This window comes from Pseudomonas brenneri, from assembly GCF_007858285.1.
In the GTDB taxonomy this organism is placed as follows: domain Bacteria; phylum Pseudomonadota; class Gammaproteobacteria; order Pseudomonadales; family Pseudomonadaceae; genus Aquipseudomonas; species Aquipseudomonas brenneri.
This window is the reverse complement of the sequence record NZ_VFIL01000024.1, coordinates 1-13,211: the sequence shown is the minus strand read 5'-3', so window position 1 is coordinate 13,211 and position 13,211 is coordinate 1. Positions and strand designations below refer to the sequence as shown.

The 13,211-nt window shown below is 61.7% G+C and carries 3 protein-coding genes; all 3 read left to right on the top strand.

Going from position 1 to position 13,211, the window contains the following annotated elements; genetic code table 11:
- Nucleotides 1–3,875, top strand: a 3,875-nt coding sequence (locus tag FJD34_RS27965) for a non-ribosomal peptide synthetase (protein ID WP_146552298.1), incomplete at its 5' end; no start/stop codon positions are given.
- A 1-nt stretch (nucleotide 3,876) separates the two neighbouring features.
- A complete protein-coding gene (locus FJD34_RS27960; protein ID WP_090291445.1) occupies nucleotides 3,877–11,730 on the top strand; it encodes a non-ribosomal peptide synthetase in 7,854 nt (2,617 codons plus the stop codon).
- Nucleotides 11,731–11,743: 13 nt separating this feature from the next.
- Nucleotides 11,744–13,211, top strand: a 1,468-nt coding sequence (locus FJD34_RS27955) for a condensation domain-containing protein (RefSeq protein WP_223232768.1), incomplete at its 3' end; no start/stop codon positions are given.

Here is a 13,211-nt window from a genome sequence, read left to right as displayed (position 1 = left end):
ATGGCGAGCCGGGCGGGCGTTTCTACCGTACTGGCGACCTGGCGCGGTATCGCGCGGACGGGGTGATCGACTACATCAGCCGGATCGACCATCAGGTGAAGATCCGCGGTTTCCGTATCGAACTGGGCGAGATCGAAGCACGTTTGCTGGAACACGCCGAGGTACGCGAAGCGGTGGTGGTGGCCCAGGACGGTGCGCAAGGACCGGTGCTGGTCAGCTACCTGGTGGCGCCCGAGGCGTCAGAAGACACCTTGCGCGAAGCGCTGAAACACAGCCTGCACCAACAACTGCCGGACTACATGGTGCCGCAGTACTGGCTGTTCATGGAGCGCCTGCCCCTGACGCCCAACGGCAAGCTGGACCGCAAGGCCCTGCCCAAGCCGGACGCCAGTCAGGTGCAGAAGACCTATGTGGCGCCGAGCACCGAACGGCAGCGGCAAGTGGCGCAGATCTGGCAAGACGTGCTCAAGCTTGCGCAGGTGGGCCTGACGGACAATTTCTTCGAGCTGGGCGGGCACTCGTTGCTGGCCACCCAGGTCATGTCGCGAGTGCGGCAGTTGCTGAACGCTGAAGTACCGCTGCGTACGTTGTTTGAACACAGCACCTTGCAGACCTTTGTCCAGGCCTTGGGTGAGGAACAGGCTTGTTCGGCACCGTCCTTGTTGCCTGTGCCTCGGGACCAGGTATTGCACCTGTCCTATGCCCAGGAGCGGCAGTGGTTCCTCTGGCAGTTGGAGCCGCAGAGCGTCGCCTACAACCTGCCTCTGGCCCTGCGCCTGCAAGGGCACTTGGACGTGCTGGCACTGGAGCGCAGCTTCAATAACCTGATTGCCCGCCATGAAATCCTGCGGACAGGGTTTGCGCAGAATGACCTGCAGGTGTTGCCGGTGATTCATGCCCAGGCCGGCCTGCAACTGGAGGTGCAGGCGTTGGACAACGTGGACGGGCTCGATGCTGCGGTGGACGCCGAAGCTCATCGCCCATTCGACCTCAAACACGACGCCTTGCTGCGAGTGAAACTGCTGCGCCTGGGGGCTGACGAGCATGTCCTGATTCTCACCCAGCACCACATTGTCTCCGATGCCTGGTCGATGCAGGTGATGGTCGACGAACTGGTTGAAACCTATGCCGCCTACAGCCAGGGGCAAGCGCCGAGTCTGCCGGCACTGCCATTGCAGTACCTCGACTATGCGCAATGGCAACGGCAGTGGATGGAAGACGGCGAACAAGCACGGCAACTGGCCTACTGGACCGACAAGCTGGGCGGCGAGCAGCCTGTATTGGCACTGCCCACCGATTATCCACGGCCGAGTGTGCAGAGCTTTGCCGGCGCGAGCCAGGTGGTGACATTGCCGACCAGCCTGCTGCACTCACTCAAGGCCCTGGCCCAGCGTGAGCAGGTGACGCTGTTTATGCTGCTGCTGGCCTCGTTCCAGACGTTGCTGCACCGCTACAGCGGGCAAAACGACATTCGTGTCGGCGTGCCCATCGCCAACCGTAACCGGGTGGAGATCGAGCGTCTGATCGGCTTCTTCGTCAATACCCAGGTGCTCAAGGCCGAGGTGGACGGGCAGGGTACCTTCAGCGAGTTGCTCGATCAGGTCAAACAGACCGCCCTGCAGGCCCAGGCCCATCAGGACCTGCCGTTCGAACAACTGGTGCAAGCGTTGCAGCCGGAGCGCAGCCTGAGCCATAGCCCGCTGTTCCAGGTGATGTACAACCACCTCGGCGAAGGCCGCAAAGGGGTCGATATTGCCTTGCCGGGCCTGAGCCTATCGGGGCTTGAAGCCCGCGGCCGGACGACACAGTTCGATCTGAACCTGGAAACCTACGAGGCGCACGAGCAGTTGGTCGCGACCCTGACCTATGCGGTTGACCTGTTTACACCGCACAGCATGGCGCAACTGCTCGGCCACTGGCAGAACCTGCTGCACGCCATTGTTGCCGACCCGACGCAGCGGGTTGGCGTGTTGCCGCTGCTGGCCGAGGCCCAGGCTCAACAAGTGCTGCTGGGCTGGAACCAGACCCAGGCCGAGTACCCGCTGCATCTGGGCGTACACCAGTTGATCGAGGCGCAGGTCGAGCGCACGCCAGAGGCCATCGCCCTGGTGTTCGGCGACACACAATTGAGCTATGCCCAACTGGATGCCCGCGCCAACCAATGGGCCCAGCGCCTCAGCGGCTTGGGGGTTGGCACCGATGTGCTGGTCGGCGTGGCGGCGGAGCGTTCGCTGGAGATGGTCATTGGCTTGCTTGCCGTGCTCAAGGCCGGCGGCGCTTATGTCCCGCTCGATCCCGAGTATCCGCAGGAACGCCTGAGCTACATGATGCAAGACAGTGGTATCGGCCTGTTGTTGACCCAGGCTCACCTGCGCGAACAACTGCCGATTCCTCAAGGGGTGCAGCTGCTTGACCTCGGTGAGTCGGTGGCAACCTTCAGTACCGAGCGACTGCAGCGCGAGCTGGACCCGCAAAGCCTGGCGTATGTGATCTACACCTCCGGCTCCACCGGGCAACCCAAAGGTGCCGGCAACCGGCATGCGGCACTGACCAACCGTCTGTGCTGGATGCAGGAAGCCTATGCACTGGATGCAACGGACGCGGTGTTGCAGAAAACCCCGTTCAGCTTTGACGTTTCGGTGTGGGAGTTCTTCTGGCCGCTGATGACCGGTGCGCGCCTGGTGGTGGCTGAGCCAGGTGCGCATCGTGATCCGGGCGCCTTGGTCGAACTGATCAATCAGCACGCCGTGACCACGCTGCACTTTGTGCCCTCGATGCTCCAGGCCTTCCTGCTGGACGCCCGCGCGGCCAGTTGCGCAGGCTTGCGCCAGGTGATTTGCAGCGGTGAAGCGTTACCGGTGGAAGCTCAGCAGCAGGTATTCAAACAACTGCCGCAGACTCGCTTGTACAACTTGTATGGCCCAACCGAAGCCGCCATCGACGTGACGCATTGGCAATGCGTCGATGAGGGGCGCGACAGCGTGCCGATCGGTCAACCGATTGCCAACCTGGGCACCTATATCCTCGGCCCGGAGCTGGAACCGTTGCCCGTGGGTGTGGCGGGTGAGTTGTACCTGGGAGGCGAAGGCCTGGCTCGCGGTTATCACCGCCGCCCGGCGCTGACCGCCGAGCGTTTTGTGCCGAACCCGTATGGCACCGGGCGCTTGTACCGTACCGGTGACCTGGCGCGGCATCGGGCCAGCGGGGTGATCGAGTACCTCGGGCGTATCGACCATCAAGTGAAGATCCGTGGCCTGCGTATCGAGCTGGGTGAAATCGAAGCGCGCCTCATGGAGCAGCCGTCGGTGGTCGAGGCGGTGGTGATCGCGCAGGACGGGCCGACCGGTAAACGCCTGGTGGCGTACGTGGTACCTGGCGATGCGCAACGGCTGCAGGGCAGCGAGCAGGATCAGTCCCGGTATGGCGCAGCGCTGGGCGCAAGCCTTGCGCGCAACCTGCCGGACTATATGGTGCCAGGGCAGTGGATCGTCCTGGAGCGGATGCCGTTGAGCCCCAATGGCAAGCTCGATCGCAAGGCCTTGCCCAAGGCCGATCCGGTGTTGGCACAACAGGTTTATCAGGCGCCGGAAACCGAGATTGAACAACAGATCGCCGAGATCTGGCAGGGCATCCTGCACATCGAGCGTATTGGCCTGGGCGACAACTTCTTTGATCTTGGAGGGCATTCATTGCTCGCGACACAGGCGGTCTCGCGCATCAACTCACAATTGGGCATCGACATTGCGCTGCGCCTGATCTTTGAAACGCCAACCCTTGCCGAGTTCGCCCAGGCGGTGCTCGAAAGCCGCTCGGCACTGAGCGAAGAAGGGCTGTCGGATATTGAAAAAATGATGGACCTGATGGAGGAGGCTTGAAATGGATAAGACTACCGCAGAGCGTATTGCCAAGCGTTTCATCGGCCTGGGTCTGGAGCAGCGGCGCCAGATCCTGGCGAAGATGAACGAGGCCAATAACAGCTTCAAGCTGTTGCCGATTGTCGCCAGTCGCCATGACGTGCCCCGCATTCCTTTGTCTTTTGCCCAGCAACGCCTGTTGTTTCTCTGGCAGATGGAGCCGCAGAGTTCGTTCTACAACGTGCCGCGTGCGGTGCGCCTCAAGGGCGAGCTGGACGAAAGCACATTGCGCCAGGCCTTTGATGCGTTGGTGCAGCGCCATGAAGTGCTGCGCACCCGGTTCGTATCGGAAGACGGTGCTTTCTATCAGGAAATTCACGATAGCGCGCCGGTGAGCCTGCAACGCATCGACGTGCCCGCTGTGGCCCTGCAAGCACAGGAGGCCGGGCTCAAGGCGCTGGTCGCCGAGGAATTGGCGCAGCCCTTCGACCTGATCAACGGCCCATTGCTGCGGGTCAAGCTCTATCGTCTTGATGCCCGTGAGCATGTGCTGGTGGTGACGGTGCATCACATCGTTTCCGATGGCTGGTCGAGCCAGTTGATGGTCGAGGAGTTTGTCCACCTGTATGACGCTATCGCCTACCAGCGTGAGTCCCAGTTGCCAGTATTGCCGATCCAGTACGCGGACTTCGCCCTGTGGCAACGCAGTTGGATGGAGGCTGGTGAAAGCGAGCGCCAGTTGCAGTACTGGAAACAGGTGTTGGGCGACGAGCAGCCGTTGCTGGCGTTGCCGTTGGACCGCGAGCGTCCACCGGTGCCGAGTTACCGGGGTGCGGCGTTCACCGCCGATTGCCCCAAGGCTGTGTCCCAGGCCTTGAAAAACCTTGGCAGCGAGCGCGGTTATACCTTGTTCATGCTGGTGCTGGCGGCGTTTTCGGTGGTGCTGGCGCGTCAGAGCGGGCAGAGCGACATCCGCGTGGGTGCGCCCAACGCTGGGCGCAATCGCAGCGAAACCGAAGGCCTGATCGGCTTCTTTATCAACACCCAGGTATTGCGGGTCGAAGTCGATGAGCAGCAGAGCTTCGAGCAATTGCTGGCTCAGGTCAAAGAAGCCGTATTCGGTGCCCAGGCACATCAGGACTTGCCCTTCGAACAGTTGGTGGATGCCCTGGCGCCTGAGCGCAACCTGAGTCACAACCCTTTGTTCCAGGTGAAAATCAACCAAAACCTGGCGGCCAGCGGCCTGGGCCAGAGCAGCCAGGGGAGTTTTTCCGCGCTGGGTATTGAAGCCTTCGAAATCGCGGAAAATGACGCGCGCTTCGATCTGGCGCTGGATTTCACCGACACTGAACAGGGGATCCAGATCAGCTTCAGTTACGCGACCGATCTGTTCGAGCGTCGCACCGTCGAGGCGATTGCCGAGTCGTTGCAGACGGTATTGCAGGACATGGTTGCGGCGCCTGCAGCTCTGATTCATCAACGGCCTGCCGTGGCCGGGGTGGCTGGCGAAGAGGCTGCGCAAGATTTTGCGCACAAGCATTTCCTGGCGTTGTGGCAAGCCAACGGGCAAACCCGTGGCGATGCCGGCGCCGTGCGCTGCGAGCAGGAACTCATCAGTTTTGCCGAGCTGGAGCAGCAGTCCAACCGTCTGGCCCGGCACTTGCTCGATCAAGGTTTGCGCAGTGGCGAGGTAGTGGCCCTGGCATTGGAGCGCAGCGTGGCCTGGACCGTAGGCCTGCTGGCTGTACTCAAGGCCGGTGGCGTCTACTTGCCGCTGGATGTGCAACAACCTGCCGAGCGCTTGCAGCAGGTGCTCAGTTGCAGTGGCGCGGCCTGGCTGTTGCGCACGGCGGGGGACCTGCGTATCGATTGCCAGTGCCGGGTGCTTGACTATGACGAAGCGCAGTTTGCCGCGTGCAACGCTGCCCCGCTGAACCTTGAAGTAGCCCCCGAGCAACCGGCATACCTGATCTTCACTTCGGGTTCCACCGGTCAGCCCAAGGGTGTACTGGTCAGCCATCAGGCGTTGGGCAACTACGTGCAAGCGGTTCTGCAGCGCCTGCGCCTGCCGACCGATGCCAGCCTGGCGATGATCTCCACCCTCGCGGCGGACCTGGGGCACACCATGCTGTTTGCTGCGCTGGCCAGCGGGCGTCTGTTGCATCTGGTGCCGCAGGCCTATGCGTTCGACCCGGACCGTTTCGCCCGCTACATGAGCGAACACCGGGTCGGTGCGCTGAAGGTCGTGCCCAGCCATTTGCACAGCCTGTTGCAGGCCGGCAACCCGGCAGGTGTCCTGCCGGCCCATGTGCTGGTGTTGGGGGGCGAGACGTGTCCCTGGTCATTGGTGCAACAGGTGGCGCAGTTGGCACCGGATTGCCGGATCATCAACCATTACGGCCCGACAGAAACCACGGTCGGCGTATTGACCCATGAAGTAACCGGTGAGCGGCCCGCGACCCTGAGCGTGCCCGTCGGTCAACCGCTGGCCAATACCCGCGCACGCCTGCTGGATGCCTATCTCAACCCGGTCGCAGGACGAGTGGCGGGTGAACTGTATCTGGGCGGTGCCGGTGTGGCTCAGGGTTACCTGAATCAGCCTGGGTTGACCGCTGAGCGCTTCGTCCCGGATCCACAAGGGGGCACGGGGGAGCGGGTGTACCGCACCGGTGACCGTGCGCGCAGTGTCGACGGCGTGCTGGAGTTTCTCGGTCGCGGCGACGATCAGGTGAAAATCCGTGGCTACCGGGTTGAACCTGGTGAGATCCAGCAAATTTTGCGGCAATTGGATGACGTGCAAGATGCAGCAGTGCTGGCGTTGCCGATGGAGAGCGATGCCGGGCGTTTGCAACTGGTTGCCTACTGCGTACTGGCATCGACGAGCACGACCGATGCCGAACGACTGACCCGAGAGTTGCAGGGATTGTTGCCGGATTACATGGTCCCGGCGCGGATCATTGTGCTCGAACGCTTGCCACTGACGGCCAACGGTAAACTGGATCGCCAGGCCCTGCCGGTTCCGGATGCACAGACTCAAGTCTACGAGGCCCCCAGCAATGAGCTGGAGCAAGTGCTGGCCGAAGTCTGGGCGCAGGTGCTCAAGCTTGAACAGGTAGGCATTGGCGATAACTTTTTTGAACTGGGTGGCGATTCGATTCTCAGTCTGCAAATCATTGCCCGTGCCAAGCGTCGTGGCATCAAGCTGACCCCTAAGCAGTTGTTTGAAAAGCAGACCATTGCCCAGTTGGCGCAAGTGGCCAAATGGGTAGAGGTCAAGGCCCCCACGGCACCGGCCAGCACCCAGCAGATCAGCGGAGCCCAAACACTGTTGCCGATCCAGGCACGTTTTTTTGCCATGGATATTCCCCAGCGCCATCACTGGAACCAGTCGATCCTGCTGCAGCCTCATGTTCGCCTGGATGTGGCCGCGTTGAACCAGGCATTGCAAGCCTTGTACGCACAGCACGATGCGCTACGCCTCGCATTCACGCGACAAGGCGAGCAATGGTGCGCCGACTATCAGGCCAGCGTGCCTGGTGAGCTGCTGTGGACGCCGTCGGCCCTGGCGGCGGCTGATGAGGTCCAGGCCTTGGCCGATCAGGCCCAGCGCAGCTTGAACCTGGAACAAGGCGTGTTGCTGCGTGCGGTATTGATGGAGCTGCCCGAGGGGCAACAACGCCTGCTGCTGGTGATTCATCACACCGTGGTGGATGGGGTGTCCTGGCGGGTGTTGCTGGAAGATTTGCAAAGCGCCTACACCCAGGCGGCTCGCGGTGAGCCGGTCAAACTGGCAGGCAAGGGTGCTTCGCTGCAAACCTGGGGCGAGCGTTTGCAGGGCTATGCCCGGAGCGATGAGCTTAAGGCCCAGTTGAGTTATTGGCAGGATTGCTTGCAGGGCTGCGCGGTGGACTTGCCCCGTGACAACCCGGACGGCGGCTTGAGCCTGTCTCAAACCCATGGAGTATCGACCCGCCTGGACCAGGCAACGACGCACAAACTGCTGAAGGTCGCGCCAGCGGCCTACCGGACCCAGGTCAATGACTTGTTGCTGACCGCCCTGGCCCGCGTGTTGTGCCGCTGGAGCCAACAGCCTGCAGTGGCTATCCAGTTGGAGGGGCACGGCCGTGAAGCCTTGTTCGATGAGCTGGACATCTCCCGGACAATGGGCTGGTTCACCAGTTTGTTCCCGGTGAAGCTGACTCCGGCCACCGAGTTCGATGCTTCGATCAAGCAAGTCAAGGAACAACTGCGCCAAGTGCCCAACAAAGGCATTGGCTACGGCCTGCTGCGTTATTGCGCTGATGCCGCCAGCCAGGCGGCATTGGCGACCCTTGGTGAACCGCGTATTACCTTTAACTATCTGGGCCAGTTCGACGGCGATTTTGCCGCCGACCAGGGCGCGTTGTTTGTGCCGGCGCCGGAATCCGACGGCGCCGCACGCAGTGAGCTGGGGGAACTGAGCAACTGGCTGAGCATCAACGGCCAGGTATACGGCGGCGAACTGGAACTGAGCTGGACATTCAGTACCGGCATGTATCACCAGCACACGGTGCAGGCGTTGGCCGACGATTACGCGGCGGAGCTGGCGGCGTTGATCGAGCATTGCAGCAGTGCGCAGCACAGTGGTGTGACGCCGTCGGACTTCAACCTGGTGAATTTCACCCAGGCGCAGTTGGAGCGGCTGCCAGTGACGCCACGGGACATCGTCGACCTCTATCCGTTGTCGCCCATGCAGCAGGGGATTGTGTTCCACAACCTGCATGAGCCGGATGGCCCGGCCTACACCAACCAGTTGCGGGTCGACATCCAGCAACTGGATGCCGAGCGTTTCCGCGCAGCCTGGCAGCAGACCCTGGACGCTCACGACATTTTGCGCACGGCGTTTGTCTGGCCGGCGCAGATGAATGCGCCGGTGCAGATCGTACTGGGTAACGTGCCCATGCCTATGGTGATTCACGACTGGCAGGGCCGGGCGAATCTTGAACCGGCCCTTGATCAGTTGGCCCGTGAGGATCTGCAAGCCGGCTTCGCGCTTGATTGTGCGCCGCTGCTGCGGGTAATCCTGGTGCGTACCGGTGCCAGTACTTATCACCTGATTTACACCAGCCATCACATTCTGATGGACGGCTGGAGTACCTCGCAGCTGTTTGGCGAGGTACTCCAGCGTTACGCCGGGCAGGCGCCGGTTGCCGCACAGGGGCGCTATCGCGATTACATCGAGTGGTTGAGCCTGCGTGATGCCCAGGCCAGCCAAGGGTTCTGGCGTGAGGCCCTGGGTAACTTGCAGGAGCCGACTCGCCTGGCTGACGCCGTGGGGCCGCAACAGAGACTGGGCAATGGTTATGCGGACCATGAGCATCTGTTCAGCGCCGAGCTGACCGCACAGTTGAACGGCTTTGCCCGTGAGCAAAAAGTCACCCTCAACACCTTGATGCAGTCCGCCTGGTTGTTGCTGTTGCAGCGCTATACCGGCCAGGCCACGGTTGCTTTTGGTGCCACTGTGGCTGGGCGGCCGACAGACCTGCCTGGGGTCGAGCAGCAGATTGGCCTGTTTATCAACACCTTGCCAGTGGTTGCCACGCCGTCGCCGCAACTGACCGTGGCGCAGTGGATCCAGCAAGTCCAGGACCTTAACCTGGCCTTGCGTGAACACGAACACACTCCGCTGTATGACATTCAAAGCTGGGCCGGATTGGGGGCAGGCCCGCTGTTCGACAGTATCCTGGTGTTCGAGAACTACCCGATGTCCGAAGCCTTGCAGCAAGGGCAGGGAAGTGGCCTGGCGTTCTCGCCGATTCGTCGTCAGGAGCAAACCAACTACCCGCTGACCCTGGTGGCTGTGGCGGGTCGCGAGTTGGCCCTGGGTTGCAGTTTTGACCAAGCCTGTTTCGATGCGGCGAGTATCCGGCGTTTGGCCGAGCAACTGGAGCACCTGATGGGCCAGTTCGTGGCTGATGCCAGCCAGCCGCTGGGAATGCTGGAGTTGTTGCGCACAGACCAGCGCCAGGCCGCATTGGCTTGGGGGCAGTCGCCGGGTCGTGTCGTGATTGCTACGAGTGTGGTCGAGCAAATCGAAGCCCAGGTACGACATGATCCGCAAGCGCTGGCGATGCTGTTTGGCGAGGCGCAACTGGATTACGCCACCCTTGATGCCCGTGCCAATCAGTTGGCGCACAAGTTGCGAGCGCTGGGTGTTGGCCCGGAAGTTCGGGTGGGTGTCTGCCTGCGTCGTACCCCGCAGATGATCATCAGCCTGCTGGCGATTCTCAAGGCGGGTGGGGCTTATGTGCCGCTGGATCCGGAGTACCCGCAGGAACGTTTGCTGCACATGCTCGACGATAGCCACGCCTCCGTCGTGCTGACCGAAACGCCGTTGCGCGATGTACTGCCCGCGGTGTTGCAGGCGCAGGTATTGTTGGTCGATCAAGGGCCGCAATGGCTGCACGACTGGCCGCAGACCTGCCCGGCGTCGCTGACCTGCGCGGCCAACCTGGCTTATGTGATTTACACCTCCGGCTCCACCGGCAAGCCCAAGGGCGTGGCCATCACCCATGGCAATGTCACGGCACTGGTCCAGTGGTCGCTGGCGACCTATCCGCGCGAAGCCCTGCAAGGCGTGCTGGCCTCGACTTCAATCTGCTTCGACCTGTCGGTGTGGGAGATCTTCGTCACCCTGGCCGGTGGTGGTTTCATGGTGCTCGCGGACAACGCTCTGGCCTTGCCCGAGTTACCGGCACGCGAGCGTGTACGGTTGATCAATACCGTGCCATCGGCGATTGCCGCCTTGCAGCGGGCCGGGCAGATTCCGGCCTCGGTGCAAACCATCAACCTGGCGGGCGAGCCGCTCAAGCAGGCGCTGGTCGACAGTTTGTACGCCAGCACGGCGGTGGAACGCGTCTATGACCTGTACGGGCCATCGGAAGACACCACCTATTCGACCTTCACCCTGCGTGTGCCGGGTGGCCAGGCGAATATCGGGCGACCGCTGGAAAACACCACGGCCTACTTGTTGGACTCGCAGTTGCAAACCTTGCCAGCGGGCGTTGCGGCTGAGTTGTACCTGGCAGGTGCCGGGGTCACTCGCGGTTATTTGATGCGTCCGGGGCTGACTGCCGAGCGTTATGTACCTGACCCGTTTTCCACGGGGGGGGAACGGCTGTACCGCAGCGGTGATCTGGTACGCCAGGGCGCAGACGGTGACATCGAGTACATCGGGCGAGCCGACCACCTGGTGAAGATCCGCGGTTTCCGCATTGAGCTGAGCGAAGTCGAAGCCCATCTGCTGGCACATCCTGCGGTGTGCGAGGCGGTGGTGCTGACTCAGGACGGCGCTGGCGGCAAGCAGTTGCTGGCGTATGTGGTGGCTGAACCGGATGTTGGCGACCAGCCAAACCTGGTGGACAGTCTGCGCAGCCGTCTGGCGACCAGCCTGCCGGCGCACATGGTGCCAAGCCATCTGCATCTGATCGGCGCCTTGCCCTTGACACCCAATGGCAAGCTCGACCGCAAAGTCTTGCTGGCACTGGGTGGCAACCCACGGCAATTGGCTTACGAAGCGCCACGCACCGACTTGCAATGGGAAGTGGCGACTATCTGGCAGGAAGTGCTGGAAGTCGAGCAGGTTGGCCTGAACGATAGTTTCTTCCATCTCGGCGGCCATTCGTTGTTGGCGACTCTGGTGGTCACGCGGATCAGCGAACGCCTGGGTGACCAGGTACCGCTCAAGGAGTTGTTTGCCGCAGATACCCTGGAACAGTTCTGTGACCGCATCGAAGCCCTGCGCGCCGATTTGTCGCCGGTTCAGGATGAATTGGCTAAATCTCTGGAGGCCCTCAAACGTCTATCTCTCGATGATCTTGAAAAACTGATTTCTTGAGTGAGGACAACGCGTGCAAGAGTTAATCGAGTCGGTAGGGAAACTTTCGGCCAAACAAAGAAAGGCGCTGGCAGTTCTGCTCAAACAGAAAGGCCTGAACCTTTTCACGATTGCCCCGGTTTTCCAGCGCGCGGCCGAAGAACCGTTGTTGCTGTCCTATGCCCAGCAACGGCAGTGGTTCCTCTGGCAGTGGGCGCCGCAGAGCACGGCCTATAACATCCCCACGGCCCTGCGACTCAAGGGCCGGCTGGATGTCGCTGCGTTGCAACGCAGCATCGAGGCCCTGGTCGATCGACACGAAAGCTTGCGCAGCGTGTTCACTCAACAAGATGATCAGCCCTTGCAAGTGGTCCTGCCAGCAGGGCCTTTTGCACTGGATGTCGATGAACTGCACCTGCCGCAGGGGGAGGCTCTGGAAGCGCACTTGCAGGCATTTGTCGAACAAGAAACAGGCAAACTCTTTGATTTACAGGCGGGCCCGCTGATGCGCGCACGTCTGCTACGTCTGGCCGCTGACGACCATGTGTTGGTGATGACCTTGCACCACATCGTCTCCGATGGCTGGTCGATGCAGGTCATGGTCGAGGAACTGGTGCAGTTTTATGCCGGCTTCAGCCAGGGCCAAACAGTGCAGTTGCCGGAGTTGACGATCCAGTACCCCGACTATGCGCAATGGCAGCGCCAGTGGATGGAGGCGGGTGAGCAGGAGCGGCAACTGGCCTACTGGCAAGACAAGCTCGGCGGCGAACAGCCGGTGCTCGAATTACCCACCGACTTTCCACGGCCGGCGCTGCAGAGTTTTGCTGGGGCCAGTTGTCGCCTGATTCTTGATGAGGTGCTCGCTGAAAGCCTCAAAACCCTGGCCAAGCGGGAAAACACCACGCTGTTCGTGCTGTTGCTGGCGTCATTCCAGGTGCTGTTGCACCGTTACAGCGGGCAGGAAGACATTCGCGTCGGCGTGCCAGTGGCCAATCGTGGTCGCGCTGAAATCGAGCGGTTGATCGGCTTTTTCGTCAATACCCAGGTGCTCAAGGCTGATATCGATGGCCAGGGCTCATTCATCGAGTTGCTGCGCCAGGTCCGCCAGACTGCGCAGGATGCCCAGGCCCATCAGGATCTGCCGTTCGAGCAACTGGTGGAAGCGCTGCAGCCAGGCCGCAGCCTGAGCCACAGCCCGTTGTTCCAGGTGATGTTCAACCACCAGGCCGAAAGCCGCAGCGATGCGCAAACCGGCCTGAGCGAATTGCACGTTGAACGTCTGGAATGGCAAAGCCAGACTGCCCAGTTCGACCTGGTGCTTAACACGGTCGAGCATGCGCATGGCATCGAAGCGGTGCTCAAGTACGCCACGGACCTGTTCGACGCCAGCACCATCGAGCGCCTGGCGCAACACTGGCAGCACCTGTTGCAGGCGGTAGTGGCTGACCCTACGCAACGTATTGCGCAATTGCCGTTGCTGGCCGCAGCGCACGAGCGTGTGA